We start from the raw sequence: 18,665 nt of genomic DNA, 5'->3' as shown, positions 1-18,665 counted from the left end.
TCTTGCGAGAGGCTGTTTTTTTCTCCCGACCAGCAAAATCAATATACGAAACAGTGGAGAATTCTTTTGAAACATCTTTCCAAATTTGCCGTTGCCGCGGCGTTAAGTGTCAACTTCGTCACCGCAGCTTCTGCAGACATGACCCTGAAACTTGCTGGCGTTGTGCCGGTTGAACATTTCGGCAACAAACTTCTTGATCAAATCAAGAGCGACATTGAAACAGCAGACGCTGGTCTTAAGGTCAAAATCTTCCCGGCCGGTCAGCTTGGTTCTGGGGAAGAACTGTTCGAAGCGGCTGCGCGCGGCAACGTCGATCTGGTTCACTCCGTCATTTACGCCCACAATGACCCGGTTCTGGAAATTAACTCCCTGCCCTATCTGGTCAGCACATGGGATGAAGCAGAAAACGTCTATCTGAACAAAGACTCTGCCTTCAACAAAATCTTCTCCGAACGGTTGGATGCACTGGGTCTTAAGCTGCTGTCCAACGCCCCTGAAGGTTTTGTTGGTGTGGTCGCCAAGGGCGTGCCCGCCAACGCAAAAGCCATCGGTGACAAAGACATGAACATCCGTGTCTGGAGCTCGCAAGTCATCAAAGCGACTGTTGAAACCATGGGCTTTAAAGGCACAACCATGAACTGGGGTGAAGTCTTCCCCGCCATCCAGTCCGGTGTGGTTGATGGCGCGATCTGTTGTACAGCGCAACTGGCCTACAGCACTTTTGCCACCTCTGATGTGGGTAAAGCCTTCATCCCCTACAACGTGATTGTTGAAAACACCACGTACTACGGGTCCAAACGGACATGGGATAAACTGAACGACAAACAGAAAGAAGTCGTACAGGCAGCCTTTGACAAAGCGGCAAAAGATTACGCAGCCTGGGGCCGCAACAACGAAGCCCAGTATGTGGATAAGCTGGTCGAAAAAGGCTATGAGGTCGTCAAACTGTCTGATGCAGAACTGGCAGGCATCTCTAAAAAAGTTCGTTCCGATGTCTGGCCGCAAATTGCCGAAATCGTTGGTCAGGACGTCCTTGATCAACTGATGAACGATCAATAAGCGTTCAAAACATAATGCGCGGGTAAACCCGGTTTACCCGCCATTTCTTTTTTGAATGGACCCTTTTTATGACTGATCTTACTCAAAACCTGCCGCCCCTTTTCGGGCGCCTGATTGACCAGATGGTGCGCGCCAAAGAATGGCTGTTGGCGATCGGCTGTCTGATCATGGCAGGCACATTTTTTCTTGTTGTTATTTTCCGATACGGTTTTAACGAAGACCTGTTTGCCTACGAAGAATGGCTGCTGATCATCTGTTTCTGGATGTATTTTATCGGCGCTGCCATTGGAACCCACGATAAAACCCACGTGAATGCCGATCTGTTGTCCTACGTTATCAAGGACCCCAAATGGGCGTGGTTACGCACTGGCCTCGTTGGGACCATTGAACTGGTTGTCGCCCTTGCCCTGACCTATTGGTCCGTCCTCATGTTGGTGGACGAAATTGCAAGCTACCCGCGTTGGCGCACAACAATCGCGCTCGGCATTCCTTTCTTTGTCCCGCGCCTTGCCATGCTTTTTGGCTTTGGCTTTATGTCCTTCTACAGCCTGCTTCATTTAATTGTGCTGATTAAAAACGGCCCCCGCGCCCAAAAATCAATTGAGGGACAAGACACATGATTATCATCGGGAGCCTTATTCTCATCTGCGTCTTGTTGATCATTGGCGTCAGCGTTCCCTTGGCTTTTGGCGCTGTGTTGATGTTCATCGCCTTTTTCGGTGGTCACGATGTCAGCGGCTTTATGCCTACCGGACACTGGAAAGTCAGCTCACTCGTCCTGCTTGCCATCCCGCTGTTTATCCTTGCCGGGTCAATCATGGAACGCGGGCGTATTGCTGCGCCCTTGGTCTCACTGGCGGAACTCTTGGTCGGTCACATTCGTGGTGGACTCAGTGCTGCGGCTGTTGTTGCCAGCGGTATTTTCGGGGCAATTTCCGGCTCCGCAGCGGCGACATTGACCTGTATCGGGTCCATCATGATGCCGCATTTACGCAAGGCCAACTATCCTGACGGCTTATCCGCTGCCCTCATCGTAAGCGCAAGCCCCCTTGGCCTGCTGATCCCGCCCAGTTCTTCGCAAATTCTCTATGCCTGGACAACACAACAATCCGTCTTAAAGTGTTTCCTCGCAACCGTTGTACCGGGCCTGATCCTGATCGTCCTTCTGTGTTGCGTCAACTTCTTCCTGTTGCGCAAGGTAACGGACCTCAAGGTCAATTCAAAGGATGAAGATTTCAGCGTTGCCCTTAAACAACGTGGCTTAAAAGCCATGCCAGCCCTGATGATGCCCGTCATTATCCTGGGCGGGATCTACGGCGGGATCATGACCCCGACAGAAGCCGCGGGCGTTGCCGTCATCTATGCCATTCCCATCGGGTTTTATGTCTATAAAGGCCTGAACCGTGAAAACTTCTTCCCAACATTGCGGGACGCTGGGGCAACCATTGGCGTTGTCATGTTGATGGTCGTGATGGTGCTGATCGTTAGTCAGTTCCTGATCTTTGAAGATATTCCGTCAATGGCAAAAGAGCTGATCTATTCCGTCTCCGATAACCCGATTGTTATTTTGTTGATGGTTAATCTGGTGATGATCCTGATCGGGATGCTGATGGATGATATCTCCGGTCTGCTGCTGTCAGCGCCTTTGCTTTTACCCATCGTACAAAGCGTTGGTATGGACCCGATCCATTTTGCCGCTGTCTTGGGTGTCAATCTGGGTATGGCAAACATTACGCCACCAACAGCCCCGCTGTTGTACCTTGGGGCACGTGTGACAGAAACACCGGTCAACATCATGCTTAAGCCGACGTTGATCCTGACCACCTTCTTGCCACAGATCGCCCTGTGGCTGCCGAATGCCATCTTCGGCTAACCCCTGAAAGCGTTGGACTGCAAGGAAGGAGCCTCCCTTTCCTTCAGTCCAGCGCCTCCCCCCAATTACCTTTCCCTGACGCCTATCTAAATATTCCCTTTAAGGTCCTGAAAATGCAACACATCCCGCTTAATTCTTCATGGTGTGAAATCTATCCGGCCCAGATTGACAAGAACCTTCTGCACGCCCTTGGCTTGCTTCCAAAAGGCACTTCTTTCTGCGCGGTTCTCAAGGCTGATGCCTATGGTCATGGGATCGAAAATGTCGTGCCAATCCTGCTACGTCACGGGATCACCCATGTGGGCATCACCTCCAACGGTGAAGCACGCTCGATACGTCAAGCGGGCTTCGCAGGCACGCTGATGCGTCTGCGTACCGCCACCTTGCAAGAAATTGAAAATGCCCGCGACGATGACGTGCAAGAACAGGTCAGCACCTTAAAGGCGGCACGGGCCATTCATGACCTGCAAGCCCAACTTGGACAACCGATTAAACTGCACCTGTCCTTAAATGCCGGCGGCATGTCGCGCGATGGTCTGGAACTGGCAAGTCAAAGCGCAAAAGACGATTGTCTGGAAATCCTGCGCCTGTGTCGCGATCAGATTGTCGGCATCTGCACCCACTTCCCCACCAACGAACCGGATGAGCTGGAAGACAGCATTTCGCGCTTCCATCAAGACCTTGATTGGGTCTTTACCAATAGTGATTTAAACCGTGACGATATCCTGATCCACGGCGGCAGCACCCTGACCTTACTGTCCGGGTTCGACACCAAAACCGACATGATGCGTTGTGGTGCCATTATGTATGGGGTTGCCCTGCCGGATCGGGACTTCTGCCCGACCATCAGCTTAAAGGCGCGCGTCACCAATATCACAACTTACCCGCAAGGCAGCACCATTGGCTATGATCGCGCTCAACGACTGGAGCGTGACAGTCTTCTCGCCAATGTCTCTATCGGGTATTCCAACGGCTATGGACGGGAGTTTTCTGGCAAAGGCTTTGTCCTGATCCAAGGTCATAAAGTCCCGTTGCTGGGCAAAATCTCCATGAACACGGTGGTTGCAGATATCACCGGTCTGGAGGATGTCAGCGAAGGCGATGAAGCCGTCCTCTTCGGTCCGCAAGGTCATGAGGCCATTACGGGCGACATGATCCAGGAACAATCCGGCACCATCCTCGCCGATCTCTACACCGACTGGGGACAACGCAACCCACGACTGGTTTGTGAGTAGACATAAAAAAAGCCCCGGAAAAGGTCATCTTCTCCGGGGCTTTTTTCTTATTTCGTAGCGTCTTCAAATCCTTGCAAGACGTTGTAGACATTCTGCCCGATGGGGCCGACGTCATAGCCGCCTTCCATCTGGAAGACTGTGGGCAGGCCCAGCTCTGCCAGCAGGCGACCCATCTGTAAAAAGTCTTCCGACTTCAGCTTAAATTTGGAGATCGGATCACCTTCGTAAGTATCCACGCCCAACGGCACGATCATAAAGTCAGCGCCGACCTGTTTGACCTTTTCAGCCGCCGTCACAAACGCTTTTTCCCAATCCGCAAAGGTGGAGCCATCGGCCAGACCAAGGTTCAGGTTAAAGCCTTTGCCATCCCCTTCGCCCTTTTCATGGTCATAACCGAGATAGAACGGGAAGTTGGTCGCCGGATGCCCATGCAGAGACACGGTCAAGACGTCAGAACGTTCGTAAAAAATATCCTGCGCCCCATTGCCGTGGTGATAATCCACATCCAGAATGCAGACTTTCTTATACCCTTTATCCAACGCATATTGCGCCGCGATTGCCCCGTTGTTGAGGAAGCAATAGCCCCCATAGGCCGCCGCGTGGGCATGGTGGCCCGGCGGGCGCGTCAGGGCAAAGGCCATGCGATTGCCATTATCGACAAAATCAAGTGCACTTAAGACCGTCTGCACCCCTTCATAAGCCGCTTCCCACGTGCCTGCGGTAATGGAACTATCACTGCTGAATGCATAGTTCCCCACCTTTGCGGGCAAGTCGTCGTGGTGCATGCGATTAAGGCCCGGCACAGGCCAGACGTAAGGCACGATATCCTTGGTGTTGCCACCGGCGGCCCATTCATCCCAGATTGTCTGCAAAAAAGTGACATAATGGTCGGGGTGAATTTTGCGGATCGGTTCTATCCCGTGATCTGTCGGCTGCAAAAATTCTTCCACGCCATTTTCTTTAAAGCAGGCGATGATGTTGTTCAGCCGTGACGGATTTTCAAAGGCAGGCACGATCTCGCCATGGTGAATTTCCCCTTGGGCATTGTGCTTGGCGTATTTGTTATTCAAAAAAATGTTCATTGAAGCATCCCTTCCCCTTAACCACGTTTTGACAGATGGATGCCCGCGATTGTGCATCGCACGGACCCGCCCGCCATTTCGATCGTCGGAATATTGAGGGGAACCAGTTTTGTACTCTCCGACATGAGTGATTTTTGTGCGTCTGTTAAAGCATCAAACGCGGTTTGTGACAAGGCGAGGATACGATAGTTAGACCCGTAAAGCTCAATGGCGTTTCCGGCATATTTGGTAATCTGTTCTTCTGATAGCTCAATCACCGTGCGACCGGACTCTTCCAATCGTTCCACCACTTCGGCACGACGGGCATCATCTTCGATCATGCTTAGGCCAACCAGCGCATAGTCGGTTGCGATACACATCAAAACGTTGGTGTGATAAATCGCAACGCCATTGCTATCCTTGGCGGAAAACGCCATAGGTTCATAGTTAAAGTGCGTGCAGAAACGCTCCAGAATAATCGGGTTGGTGCGATCAGACTGGGCGGCATAGGCCACCCGGTCTATATGATCAAACACCATTGCGCCGGTGCCTTCCAAAAACAGTTTATCCTGTTCCAGACCTGAATAATCGATCATGTCCTGAACACGATACTCTTTCTTCAACATTTCCAGAATGTCTTGGCGACGTTCCAGACGACGGTTTTCCGCCTTCATGGGGTAGATCGCCACGTGACCGCCCTTGTGGGTGGAAAACCAGTTGTTGGGAAAGACGGAATCCGGCGTCAGCTCCAGCGGATCATCAAACAAATGGACGGTCACCCCATGATCTTCCAGCTTTACAGCCGCCATGGAGATTTCGTCAAAGGCCTGCTTGGAATAATCCGCATCCGGCAAAACCTTCGCCTGAAACGCATTGTCCACAGATGTTTCAGGGTTCACCTTAAACTTATGCGGACGGATCATGATAATGGAAGACGGCGCCTGAACCGAATTTTTCTGAAGCCGTTTCATGTTAGTCTGCAATCCCGCGCTGAACCATACCAAACAGATCGCGTGTATCGTCCGGGTCTGCCAGCAGATCCAGCTCGACATATGCGCCTGTCCGTTCCAGTTGATCCTTGATGTAACGCAGGGCGGAGAAATCTTCAGTCGCAAAACCAACGCCATCAAACAGCGTGATCTGGCGATCATCTTTACGGCCTTCTTTCTGACCCAGCATCACTTCCCACATCTCTGTGACCGGATGGTCGTCATCCAATTGCTGGATTTCGCCTTCGATGCATGTTTGCGGCGGATATTCCACAAAAATGTCAGAACGCAGCAGGATGTCTTTATGCAGTTCGGTCTTGCCCGGGCAATCGCCGCCAATCGCGTTGATATGCACGCCACTGCCGACCATATTGTCGCTCAGGATGGTTGCGTATTTTTTGTCAGCCGTACAAGTCGTGATGATGTCCACGCCTTCAATCGCTTCTTCCGCGGATTTGCAGGCTTTAACGTTCAAACCAACAGCCGTCAGGTTTTTAACCGCTTTTTCCGTCGCCTTCGGGTCAATGTCGTACAGTTTAAATTCTTCGATGCCGCACACCTGTTTAAAGGCGAAGGCCTGAAACTCACATTGTGCACCATTACCGATCAAACACATGGATTTTGCATTTTTCGGGGCAAGGTATTTGGCAACAACTGCCGATGTCGCCGCTGTACGCAGCGCGGTCAGGATCGTCATTTCCGTCAACAGGACCGGATAACCGTTCGACACATTGGACAATACACCAAAAGCCGTCACGGTCTGGAAACCTTCAGCCTGGTTTTTCGGGTGACCGTTTACATATTTAAAGCCGTAGGTGTCGCCATCAGATGTCGGCATCAGTTCGATCACGCCTTCTTCGGAGTGCGCGGCAACACGCGGGGTTTTGTCAAATTTTTCCCAGCGCTTAAAATCTTCTTCAACATAGTCGGCGAGTTCACCCAACAATTTTTCCAGACCAATGTTCTTGATGATCTGCATCATGTTCTCAACACTGACGAACGGAACCATTGCGAGTTCGGAGGGAGCGAGTTTTGTCATGTTCTTATCTTTCTGTTTTAATGGATTTACACCGCTTCAGACCCAGATCGGTCTGCAAGTTATCGCGATTAAAACAACAGCTTCATCATAACACAAATTCATACGATGAACAAGGACATAACTAAGAGTAATGGACCACCTCCCACAAAAAAGAACCGCCACCTCGCACGATAAGGCAGCGGTCAAAAGGAGCTGTTCTCCCCTTTACAACAGGGGATATCTTTGATTATCGACCGATAAAATCTGATTTTCGTTTTTGCAAAAAGGCGGTGATGCCCTCTCTACAGTCCTGTGTGCCTGCCATCTCGGCAAAGGACTCGGCTTCGCGATCCAATTGGGTGGCAAGATCGCTGCTTAGACTATTCAGGAGCAACTGGCGCACATTGCCAAATGCGCGCGTCGGACCGTTTGCAATTTTGTGCGCGGTTGCGCGTGCGGCTGCCAACAATTGATCGGCGGGGACCATTTGATTGGCGATGCCCCATTCCACCGCTTCTTGGGCTGACAAGGTGCGATTGGTCAGGATCAATTCTTCAGCAGCACGCAAGCCCACGATACGGGGTAAGAAGTAAGTTGCCCCACCATCGGGACTGAGGCCCGCGCCCGTATAGGCCATAGTAAAGTTCGCGTCCTCGGCAAACAAACTGAGGCTAGACCCCATCACGAATGAACAACCAATCCCCGCAACGGCCCCGTTTACAGCCGTAATCAACGGCGCGTTCATGCAAAAGAGTTTTTGCATGGTGGGATGAAAATCCACCAGCATGTGTCTGGCAAAGTCAGGCAGTTGATCACCGGCTTTCGCAAAGGAGACCAAATCCCCGCCCGCACAAAAAAACGGACCCGGCGCGGCACACAATAAAATCGCGCGCACGCTGTCATCCTGTTCGATTTTCTCAACCACAGCCTTTAGATCAAGCACCATTTGGGCGTTTAGTGTATTGGCTTCTTCCGGGCGGGTCAGCATAATCTCTGCCACCCCGCCTTCCACCTGATAGCTCAGTGTTTTAAATGACATCCCTGCCCCCTTATAAAAACAGGTCAGGCAACAACGGATTACCCGGCTTAACCGCATATTGGTCCAGATCGGTGATGCCTTCTTCCGCCAGCACCTCTTCATCAATGAAGAAGTTGCCTGTGCATTCAGACGCTTTACGGGTCAGGATATAATAAGCGCTGTCCGCCACGATCTCGGGTTTACGGCAATAATCCGGCTGCACCGCATCGCCTAACATGGCAAGTGCTGCGGTATAGACCACGGTTTTGGGCCAAAGGGCATTCACACCCACACCCTGATCGGCAAATTCCGCGGACATACCCAAGACACACATGCTCATGCCGTATTTCGCAATCGTATAGGCCGTGTGTCCGGCAAACCATTTGGGGTTTAAATCCAACGGGGGAGACAGGTTAAGGATATGGGGGTTTTCCGCTTTCAACAGGTGCGGGAGGCAAGCTTGAGACACAACAAAGGTGCCACGTGCGTTGACTTGGTTCATCAAATCATAGCGCTTCATGGTGGTTTCCAACGTACCTGTTAAGCTGATGGCAGAGGCATTGTTGATGCAGATATCAATGCCACCAAACCGTTCCACCGTTTTCTCAACCGCTTCGGCGACCTGATCTTCTTCGCGAATATCCACCACCAGCGGCAAGGCTTGACCTCCCAGCGCCTCAATCTCTTTTGCGGCTGAATAAATGGTGCCCGGCAATTTCGGGTGCGCTTCTGCCGTTTTTGCCGCAATCACAATGTTCGCACCGTCTTGGGCCGCCCGCTTGGCAATAGCTAAACCAATGCCACGGCTGGCCCCAGAGATAAACAGGGTCTTATTCTTCAACGTTCCCACAATAATCCTCACTGAATTTAATATTTTATATAAGTTTCGCCCAACTTTCGATCCGCATGGTGCCATTGCAGCACCCAGTCGGGGATGTCGGGGCTTTGATCGTCAATACCTGCATATTTCAGCAGTTTATCCGTCGGGATATTCCCCTCTTTCCCCCGAAAGAGGACTTTGACCGTCCCGACCGCATACAAATGCCCTTTAGAAATAAATTTCTGTTCCATAAAGACCCATTTGTCATCCCATCCCACAATGCGGGTTTCCAGATTAAATTTTTGAAACGGGCGCAGGGACTTGAAATACCGAATGGTCGAACTGCCCAGTAACGGCATCCATTTGTATTTAAACATGGGCTTGTGCAATCCGGCCCGAAAGGCCAAATCCATGCGCCCAATGTCCATGGTGGTGAGATAGCGCCCATTGTTTTTATGCAGGTTGAAATCAAGGTCCATAGGCCAGACCCGCATGGTCATCACAAAGGGCTTTAACAGATTTTCACTTTTCTTTTGGCGCAGGAAGGCTGCCACGAATACTTTTAACATACGCAAATGAATATTCATGACAGCCTCAGTCTCCTATCGCTTAGAAAAGGTCTTCATCCAGTTCCATCATAGACGATCCACCCGCCATGATGGATGTTGCCAATGAACTGGCTTGCGGCAACAGCTTTTGCATATAGAAACGCGCTGTTGTCATTTTTGCTTTGTAGAAGTCCGCTTCGCTTCCCTCAAGATTATCTTTCGCGATCTCGACACTGCGACACCACATGTAAGCCAAACCGACCAGACCAAACAGGCGCAGATATTCGGTTGCCCCTGCTGCGGCTTCTTCCGGTTTGCTCATGCCCACTTGGGCGAGGTAGCCCGTGACCTGCTGCAACCGTCCAAAGGCTTTGGCAAGGGGCTGGACAAATTCGCCCAACTCATCATCCATCACATTCTGTTCAATATAAGCCTGCACCGGATGGAAAAAACGACGTAACAAGCGGCCCGCTTTATCCGGCATTTTACGACCGATCAAGTCCAGTGCCTGAATACCGTTTGTGCCTTCATAAATCTGGGCGATCCGGCAATCACGCACATATTGTTCCATGCCATGTTCACGGATAAAGCCATGCCCACCAAAGACTTGCATGCCGTGGTTTGCACATTCAAAGCCCAGATCAGTGAACAACGCTTTGACGATCGGTGTCATCAACTGGACAAACTCGTCGGCTTCCCCACGGCGTTTTTCATCCGGGTGCTTGCGCGAGATATCCAACTCTTCAGCAACCCAGCCACCAAGGGCGCGGCAGCCTTCAATGTAAGCCCGTTGGGTCATCAACATGCGGCGCACGTCCGGGTGAACAATGATCGGGTCCGCTGCTTTATCAGGATGTTTCACCCCCGAGATTGAACGACCTTGCAACCGTTCCTTGGCATATTCAACCGCGCCCTGATAGGACGCTTCGGCAAGGCCAAGACCTTGCACGCCCACTGCCAAACGTTCCTGGTTCATCATGGCAAACATGCCTTGCATGCCTTTATTCAACGTGCCGACCAACCAGCCTTTGGCGTTATCAAAGTTCATCACGCAAGTGGCAGAGGCCTTGATCCCCATCTTATGTTCAATGGACCCGCAGGAAACGTTGTTAAATTCCCCTGCTTCCCCTTCCGCATCGGGCAGATATTTCGGGACCACAAACAAGCTGATGCCTCTAATGCCTTTGGGGGCATCGGGGGTACGAGCAAGAACCAAATGGATGATATTGTCGGTCAGGTCATGTTCCCCCGCCGAGATAAAGATTTTTGTCCCCGTCACAAGGTAGGAACCATCATCTTGCGGGTCCGCCTTGGTGCGACAAAGCCCCAAGTCCGTGCCGCAATGAGGTTCGGTCAAACACATGGTGCCGGACCATGTGCCGTCCACCAGTTTGGGCAAATAGGTGTCTTTCAGCTCGTCACTGGCAAAGCCGTGCATGGCAGTGTAAGCGCCGTAAGACAGGCCCGGATACATGCCGAAGGACAGGTTTGCCGAACAGATCATTTCCTCGATCATCGTATTGACAGTCTTGGGCATGCCCATGCCGCCATAATTCGGATCACAGGAAATTGCCGTCCAGCCACCTTCACGAAACAGCTTGTAAGCTTCCTTGAAACCAGACGGGGTGGTGACTTTACCGTCAACCCACTGGCATTCTTCCTCATCACCACTGCGGTTGAGCGGGAACAGGACATCTTGTGTAATTTTGCTGGCTTCCTCCATAACCGGATCAATCAGGTCGCGGGTTGCCTCTTCAAAGCCCGGCATGTCGCTGAGCTTATCGGCGTTCATCAGTTCGTACATCACAAACTGCATGTCACGAATGGGTGCTTTATAAGTCGCCATTTTCTTAATTCCTCAACGGTTTACCAGTTAGCAGCATATGTTCGACACGATCTTGTGAGTCTGGGTGACGCGCCATTTTCATGAAGCTTTCACGTTCCAGCTCAAGGATGTCGGCCTCAGTCATTTCAACGGTGGGATCACCTTCTTCCCCGCCGGTTAAAATATCTGCCACTGCCATGGAGACCACGCGGTCATGTTTGGTTGCTTTACCTTGACGCACAAAACCATCGACAGCCATTTCAAAGGCCACGCGGGCACTTTCGCCGGGCAGACGGAAAGTTGGTTTTTCCGGTGCTTCGTACCCCTCAACCAACGACAAGGCTTTGGCTTTGGCATCTGTCAGCAAGCGATAGCGGTTCATGGTAATGCCATCGGTTTCGCGCAGGATCAGGTTGGCTTTTGCCTCTTCCGCCGATTTAGCGACAGCGGCGGTTGAGATCAGCTCAAACGCTTTACCTGCACCGGGCATGGTGCCACGTGGATGTTTCGGGTTTGTGGACCAACGGTGCAACATTTCTTTGCAGCCGCCCCATGCAGGGACCAATCCAACGCCAACTTCCACCAACCCCGTATAGGTTTCCACATGGGCCTGTACCGCATCGGAATGAAGCAGGATTTCACATCCGCCCCCCAACGCCATGCCACTGGGGGCAGACACCACTGGGAACGGCGCATATTTTAGGGCTGTATAGGTATCCTGTCCGGTTTCCACCAGATTTTCAATCTCCCCCCACGCCGCGATATTGGCGGCAAAGATTGCCAGACCAAGGTTCGCACCAACCGAGAAATTGCTGCCTTCGTTGTAAACCACCATCGCTTTAAAGTTTTTGCGCACTTCGCGGATGGATTTGTTCAGCATCGCCATGACGTCACCATCCAAGGAATTCATCTTGGTGGTAAATTCAAAGCAAGCCACACCATCACCGATATCCCACAGGGACGCTGCACCATTTTTTAAGACAGGCGTACTGTGCAGCTTGATATCCGACAGCATGATCACACCGTCTGGGCGGACCAAATCTGTATAGTCCCCACTGGCCGCCAGATATTGCAGCTTGCCCCCTTCAACACGATAGAAGCTTTTGCCTGCCGCCGTTTTCAACATAGCCGGGACATCCATGCCATCTTCTTCCAGCTTGGCGATAAACCAGTCTACACCCATTTTGTCGATCAGTTCAAATGGGCCAAATTTCCAGTTATAACCAAGGCGCATGGCTTCATCGATGGAGGCAATATCGTCTACCGCTTCCCCGACCAACATCGCCGCATAGCATAAGGTCTGGGCCAAAACCCGCCAGGCATACGTGCCACCCTTATCTTTATGGGTCAGTAGTTTTTGCAAGTCACGTACCGAGGTGCGCGCAGAAGACAGACGAGATTTAACCGTCGGGCGGTATTCCCCCGTTTGCAGGTCGACCCCTTCCTTGACCTTGCCGCCACCGTCACGGTTGATGCGGTAAAAGCCGCCTTTACCTTTGCGGCCTGTGTAGCCATCCGCGATCATCTTATCGATCATCGGCAGGTCACGCTTGGCTTTGACAAAAGGATCGTCAGAGGGCAATAAGCTCACCATGCTGGTGACCACATGCGGCATCAAATCCAGACCAACCAAGTCCATCAAACCAAACACACCGGTTTTCGGGATACCACACGGCTTGCCGATGATGGAGTCAGCTTCCTCGATCGACAACCCTTGATCCATGGCTTCCAACAGAGACATATGGATCCAGTACACTCCCAGACGGTTTGCAATAAAGCCCGGACGATCTTTACAATGCACAACTGATTTACCGAGCTTACGATCAGCAAAGTCAGCCACCGTATCAATGGCGCTTTGGCGGGTTTTCTCCCCCTTCACGATCTCCAGCAAGCGCATGTAGCGCGGCGGGTTGAAAAAGTGCGTGATACAAAAATCTTGAGCAAAGCTATCCGACAGACCTTCCACCAACTTATCCAACGGAATGGTCGAGGTGTTGGATGACACAATAGAGCCGCTTTTGCGCACGCCATCGAGCTTTTTATAAAGGTCTTGTTTGATGTCCAAACGTTCAATGACCGCTTCGACAATCCAGTCGCACTCGGCTATGGCGTCCAGATGATCTTCTATATTGCCCGGTGTGATGCGTTTTGCATTTCGTTTATGGGTCAGGGCCGCCGGATTGGATTTGATCAGCTTTTGAATGGCTGTCTCGGCAATCACATTACGGTTATCCGCCCCGTCCGGCACAATATCCAGTAAGAGCACATCGTGTCCGGCGTTGGCGGCGTGCGCGGCAATGCCTGCGCCCATCACACCTGCGCCGATGACACATACTTTGTTGATTGTTGTCATTAGATCGCCTCCACAATCGTTGCGATACCCTGACCGCCACCGATACATTGTGTTGCCAAACCGTATTTGCCACCTTCACGTTTTAGGACAGAGGCAACTTTCCCCACGATCCGCGCGCCGGTTGCACCCAACGGGTGGCCCAGGGCGATGGCACCACCATCAAGGTTGACCTTCGCCGGATCAATGCCCAGTTCGTTCAAACACGCGATGGATTGGGACGCAAACGCCTCATTAATCTCAATCACATCAATATCATCAATGGTGAGGCCAGCGCGTTCCAGCGCTTTGCGGGTAGAACCGACAGGCCCCATGCCCATGATCTCTGGATCACAGCCGGAAATCGCAACCGATTTAATCCGCGCCAGCGGCTCAATACCGTTTGCGTTCGCATAATCTTCTGAACATACAAGCACAGCCGATGCGCCATCTGTCAGGGGCGAACTGGTGCCCGCGGTTACGCTGCCGTTTGCATCAAATGCGGGCTTTAGGCCGGCCAAATCTTCAACAGTGGTGCCCGCGCGGATACAACCATCCTGGTCCACGCCGTTGATTGCGATAATCTCGTCCTTAAAGCGACCATCAGCTTGGGCAGCGGCTGCTTTCGCATGGGACTTCACGGCAAATTCTTCTTGTTCAGCGCGCGAAATCTCATAGCGTTGGGCGACAACTTCTGCCGTATCGCCCATGCCCATAAACGCATTTGCATTTTCTTTATAAAGCTGCGGGTTTGGCAACGGGTTAAAGCCCATGATCGGCACACGCGTCATGCTTTCCACACCCGCACAAATAAAGGCTTCCCCTGCCCCCATCGTGATCGAGCCTGCTGCCATGTGAATGGCGTTCATGCTGGAGCCACACCAGCGGTTAATGGTGCCACCGCCAACGGAGTTTGGCAGGCCACTCATAAACACCAGCAAACGACCAATGTTAAAGCCCTGCTCCCCTTCCGGGAAAGAACAGCCACAGATCAGATCTTCGATATCTTCGCCTTTAACGCCCGTCTTTTCAATCAAGCCACGTATGACGGTTGCCGCCAAGTCATCAGGTCTTACTTTCGTCAAAGCCCCTTTATTGGCAAAATGGAAAGGGGAACGGGTGTATCCCGCAATCACTACGTTCTTCATACTAACGTCTCCGTATTTCAAGTTACCTATACGTAACATTTGTGTTTTAAAAAATGGCCATTGGACATGGCCGTTTTTCGTAAAGCCTCAGTGTTCGTTTATGCGGTTTTGACACCTTTTTGCGCAAGGGCGTCAAAACATTCCTGCTCGATATCTTTCAGTTCGATCAAAACTTTCTCAAGTTCAAGACGTTGTTCTTCCAGATCATCGATACGGTATCTTACTTTGCCTGCCAGCATTTGAATTTGTTCGACCTGATCCGTTCGGGTCTGATAGAGGTCAAGAAACTCGCGGATCTCCGCCAGTGAAAACCCCAATCGCTTGCCCCGTAAAATCAAGATCAGACGGGCACGGTCCTTGCGGGTATAGACACGGGTACTTCCAGCACGTTGCGGCTTGAGCAATTCTTTAGTTTCATAGAACCGAATGGCGCGGGGTGTGATCCCCAATTCTTTGGCCAATTCCGGCACCGTGTAGAATTCCTGTGACATATGACATCCCTAGTTGATCTGTATAGTTAGTAATCTAAATTACCTATACGTCACTTGCAAGGCAAAGTTTCTAATTATTATAATTTTTCCTTTCTCTCCCCCTTACCCAACGGCCTTCTTTTCAGCGGCCTTTAGCTGTTCTTCTTCCACCAATTCTTTCTTGGACAATTTCCCCACCATTGTCTTGGGCAATTCCTCGCGGATCTCAATATCTCTTGGCATTTCGATGCGCGAGACCTTGTCTTTCAAAAAGAGTTTCAGATCGTTTTCCGTCAAACGTTGATAGCCTTGCGCCAGTTTGACAAACGCTTTTGGCGCTTGACCGCGATAGGCATCTTCCACGCCGATGACAATACATTCCGCCACCCCTTCATGCAGATAAAGGGCTTCTTCAATATTGCGCGGATAGACGTTATAGCCTGAGCACAGGATCAGATCCTTGATCCGGTCCACAAGGAAGATATAGCCTTCTTCATCCTTGTAACCGATATCCCCGGTACGCAGTCGCCCGTTGACGATGGTTTCTTCAGTTGCTTCCGGTCGCTGCCAATAGCCTGCCATCACCTGCGGGCCTTCAATGACAATCTCGCCCTTTTCGCCTTGGGGCATTTCAATGCGCGGATTTTCAGGATCACAGATCAAGACCTTGGTATCCTCCAAGGGCAAACCGATCGACCCGGCCTTAATGACCCCGTCATGCGGGTTCACGGTCGCCACAGGGGACGATTCCGTCAGACCGTAGCCTTCCACCAGCACGCATTCGGTCAACCGTTCAAACTCATGCTTTACTTCCACAGGCAAGGGGGCGCCGCCGGAAATACAAAACTTCATGGACGACAGATCGATTTGGGAAATGTTGCTCGCCCCATTGATCGCCGTATAGATGGTCGGCACGCCGGGAAATAGGCTAACCCGTTTTTTCTGCGCGGTTTTGAGCAATTGCTGTAAATCAAAGCGCGGCAACAAAACCAATTCCGCCCCGATAGAGACACCAACGTTCATCACCACGGTCATGGCAAACACATGGAAAAACGGTAAAACCGCCATCATGCTCTCATACCCTTCATTGACAGGCGGCATGCCGTGGCGCAATTGGCGGGTGTTGGACGCAATATTGCCGTGGGTCAGCATCGCCCCTTTCGGACGGCCCGTTGTGCCCCCGGTATATTGCAGGATCGCCAAATCTTCCCGCTTGATCATCACGGGTTTATAGTTACCGTCCGTGTTGGTCAGTCGGGTGAAAGAGAGATGCGCCGGATCTTTCTTAAACTCGATCAGCTCCGAACGCTTGAGCACGTTAAACAGAACACTTTTAACCCCCGGCAAAATCTCGGACATGGAACAAACGACGATGCGCTGTAAACAAGTCTCATCCAGACAAGCTTCCACCTTGGGATAAATCTGCTTCAAATCCAGCGTCACCATAATTTCCGTCTGAGAGTCATTGATCTGATAGATCAGCTCACGTTCGGCATACAGCGGATTATAGTTTACAACAGTCGCACCAATTTTAAGTAGTGCATAGTAACACACAACAAAGTACGGTGTATTGGGTAGACATAAGCCTACTTTCACGCCCGGTTTGACACCGAGCTGTTGAAATCCCTTGGCGGCACGGTCAACAAGTACGCTAATTTCGCCATACGTGTATTTCTTATCCAGAAAATCCACGCATGGACGCTCAGGGAAACGCTTGACCGCGTTGTCAAAGTAATCGACGACGGTTTTATCCATCAGACGAGCCTCCTGTTTATCTTTTTGGTCATTATAATGACCTATAGGTTACTTTGATAGTAAAAAAAATGCGAAGCGAGAGAGGATACAGCTTTTAACGGCCCATCCTCTCTACATGGTCCCTGATTTAGAATTTCCAAGTCGCATTCACAGCCAGGATATTGACGTCAGAGTCATACGTTCCTGAAATCATCCCATCGGTCCCCGTATTCGATTCATACAGGCTGGCATCCGCAGCTTTGATATAACTGTAGCCAATGTTTACATCAAAATTATCTGCCGTATAGCCATACCCAACCGACAACCAATAGCGGTCTGCATCAGGGATGCGCACAGTGCGGTGTTCTGTTTCGACCGCGCCTTCATCAAAGGCCATCCCGAAGCGGAAGGTATTGTGTTTGTCGTGACGGTAGGTCGCCCCCAACGCCACAAAATGGGAGGCTTGATAGTTTTGATAGATATTCTCGTCTTCAACACCATTATTGTCCAACACTTGCAGGTGTTTAAACGTGGACCATTGTGTGCGCGAGGCTTCCCCCAAGACTGTCCATTTTTCGTTCAAATCATGGCTGACACCGATGGAGAAAATATCAGGCGTCACCAGCTTTGCTGAGGCATCATGTGTCACCGACTGCTTGCCAGCAGCATTTAGGGCACCGATAGTGTTTACGGATAAACCGGTATACTCCACCTCACCCTTCAGGTTGTGACGAACGCGCGATTGATAGGACGCGCCCACACGAGTTGCATCATTAAATTCATAGAGCAAACCAATGCGCCCACCGAAACCGATATCATCGCCTTGCAGACTTGATTTCCCATCGTTCGCAATATTGGCAGAACCAACATCCGTCACCGCTTTTGTCAGTTCGGCTTCCACATACTGCATCGAGATGCCCGCACCGATGGACAGATTGCGATTGATACGATAAGCCACACTTGGCGTCACGTTGATGCTCTGGATCTCACTTTTCAGACCATGATAACGTCCTGCCCAGCCTGCATCATATTCGGTTGCCAGACCAAAGGGCGTGTTGATGGACAGACCAAACTTTAAGTCTTCATCATAACTGTACATGCCGTAAAATGCCGGGACGAACACGCCGCCCCCCGCATCCCCGCCATTGCCATTTCCCAAAGGCGTCCCCAGACCAGATGTCGGATTGGAGGAATTCTCCAATGACAGTGTCGAAGACGGGACGATATAACTGATGTTTGTATCCATGCCTGAATGTTTCAGACGGGTCATTCCGGCTGGGTTAAAGTAGATGGTGCTAAGGCCTGACGCTGTCGCGGTTGCCCCGGCAAACGCATTGCCCTGACTTTGCGCGCTTTGTTCCTTCAACTGAAAGCCCGCCGCCTGTGCCTGCTGCATTGCTGCGAGGGATACGCCCCCCGCCATTAAAACCGTCGCCATGCGAATAGAATGAACTTTTGGCATTATGCCTCCCTATTGAGTTTTGATGGCCCGTTTGTTTTTTTGGTCCATCATTCCTGTTAAACGTGTGCCTCACCCT

16 protein-coding genes are annotated in these 18,665 nt (G+C 51.3%); 4 read left to right on the top strand and 12 right to left on the bottom strand.

The features are described from left to right. Nucleotides 1-66 precede the first annotated feature (66 nt). From dctP to alr, 4 genes are all read left to right on the top strand, one after another. The gene (dctP, locus tag Q397_RS0107530) at nt 67-1,059 is read left to right on the top strand and encodes a TRAP transporter substrate-binding protein DctP (protein ID WP_028878893.1); all 993 of its coding nucleotides are present in this window, start codon (nt 67-69) and stop codon (nt 1,057-1,059) included. 68 nt (nt 1,060-1,127) lie between these two features. Then, nucleotides 1,128-1,679 carry a TRAP transporter small permease gene (locus Q397_RS0107525; RefSeq protein WP_028878892.1) on the top strand — a complete coding sequence of 184 codons (552 nt, stop codon included), beginning with the start codon at nt 1,128-1,130 and terminating at the stop codon, nt 1,677-1,679. Next, nucleotides 1,676-2,932 carry a TRAP transporter large permease gene (locus Q397_RS0107520; protein WP_028878891.1) on the top strand — a complete coding sequence of 419 codons (1,257 nt, stop codon included), beginning with the start codon at nt 1,676-1,678 and terminating at the stop codon, nt 2,930-2,932. Before Q397_RS0107525 ends, Q397_RS0107520 begins: the two co-directional genes overlap by 4 nt. 113 nt (nt 2,933-3,045) lie before the next feature. Beyond that, nucleotides 3,046-4,167: an alanine racemase gene (gene alr / locus Q397_RS0107515; RefSeq protein WP_028878890.1), complete on the top strand. Its 1,122-nt coding sequence runs from the start codon at nt 3,046-3,048 to the stop codon at nt 4,165-4,167. 47 nt (nt 4,168-4,214) lie between these two features. Here the strand turns inward: alr and Q397_RS0107510 are convergent, their stop codons facing one another. From Q397_RS0107510 to Q397_RS0107455, 12 genes are all read right to left on the bottom strand, one after another. Continuing rightward, nucleotides 4,215-5,249 carry a histone deacetylase family protein gene (locus Q397_RS0107510; protein WP_028878889.1) on the bottom strand — a complete coding sequence of 345 codons (1,035 nt, stop codon included), beginning with the start codon at nt 5,247-5,249 and terminating at the stop codon, nt 4,215-4,217. 17 nt (nt 5,250-5,266) lie between these two features. After that, complete coding sequence (gene ctlX / locus Q397_RS0107505) at nt 5,267-6,199, bottom strand: citrulline utilization hydrolase CtlX (RefSeq protein WP_028878888.1); 933 nt, start codon at nt 6,197-6,199, stop codon at nt 5,267-5,269. A gap of 1 nt (nt 6,200) precedes the next feature. Next, complete coding sequence (locus Q397_RS0107500) at nt 6,201-7,256, bottom strand: ornithine cyclodeaminase (protein WP_028878887.1); 1,056 nt, start codon at nt 7,254-7,256, stop codon at nt 6,201-6,203. Nucleotides 7,257-7,482: 226 nt separating this feature from the next. Beyond that, nucleotides 7,483-8,274 carry an enoyl-CoA hydratase/isomerase family protein gene (locus tag Q397_RS0107495; RefSeq protein ID WP_028878886.1) on the bottom strand — a complete coding sequence of 264 codons (792 nt, stop codon included), beginning with the start codon at nt 8,272-8,274 and terminating at the stop codon, nt 7,483-7,485. 10 nt (nt 8,275-8,284) lie between these two features. Further along, nucleotides 8,285-9,103 (bottom strand): SDR family oxidoreductase, encoded by an 819-nt coding sequence (locus Q397_RS0107490; protein WP_028878885.1) that lies wholly within the window; start codon nt 9,101-9,103, stop codon nt 8,285-8,287. 17 nt (nt 9,104-9,120) lie between these two features. After that, nucleotides 9,121-9,660, bottom strand: a complete 540-nt coding sequence (locus Q397_RS0107485; RefSeq protein WP_028878884.1) for a thioesterase family protein — start codon at nt 9,658-9,660, stop codon at nt 9,121-9,123. 22 nt (nt 9,661-9,682) lie between these two features. Then, entirely contained in the window at nt 9,683-11,467 is a 1,785-nt protein-coding gene (locus Q397_RS0107480) for an acyl-CoA dehydrogenase C-terminal domain-containing protein (protein WP_028878883.1), read from the bottom strand. Between the two features lie 4 nt (nt 11,468-11,471). Continuing rightward, nucleotides 11,472-13,799, bottom strand: coding sequence for a 3-hydroxyacyl-CoA dehydrogenase/enoyl-CoA hydratase family protein (locus tag Q397_RS0107475; RefSeq protein ID WP_028878882.1), 2,328 nt, complete (start codon nt 13,797-13,799; stop codon nt 11,472-11,474). Then, the gene (locus Q397_RS0107470; protein ID WP_028878881.1) at nt 13,799-14,923 is read right to left on the bottom strand and encodes a thiolase family protein; all 1,125 of its coding nucleotides are present in this window, start codon (nt 14,921-14,923) and stop codon (nt 13,799-13,801) included. Before Q397_RS0107470 ends, Q397_RS0107475 begins: the two co-directional genes overlap by 1 nt. Before the next feature lie 98 nt (nt 14,924-15,021). Further along, on the bottom strand, nt 15,022-15,414 hold the full coding sequence (locus Q397_RS0107465; RefSeq protein ID WP_028878880.1) for a MerR family transcriptional regulator: 393 nt from the start codon (nt 15,412-15,414) through the stop codon (nt 15,022-15,024). 102 nt (nt 15,415-15,516) lie between these two features. Continuing rightward, on the bottom strand, nt 15,517-17,148 hold the full coding sequence (locus Q397_RS21545; RefSeq protein ID WP_038013076.1) for a long-chain-fatty-acid--CoA ligase: 1,632 nt from the start codon (nt 17,146-17,148) through the stop codon (nt 15,517-15,519). A gap of 127 nt (nt 17,149-17,275) precedes the next feature. Continuing rightward, nucleotides 17,276-18,589 (bottom strand): OmpP1/FadL family transporter, encoded by a 1,314-nt coding sequence (locus tag Q397_RS0107455; protein ID WP_028878879.1) that lies wholly within the window; start codon nt 18,587-18,589, stop codon nt 17,276-17,278. Nucleotides 18,590-18,665 lie beyond the last annotated feature (76 nt).

It is taken from the genome of Terasakiella pusilla DSM 6293 (genome assembly GCF_000688235.1).
Lineage (GTDB): Bacteria > Pseudomonadota > Alphaproteobacteria > Rhodospirillales > Terasakiellaceae > Terasakiella > Terasakiella pusilla.
This window is presented reverse-complemented; position numbering and strand designations above follow the sequence as displayed.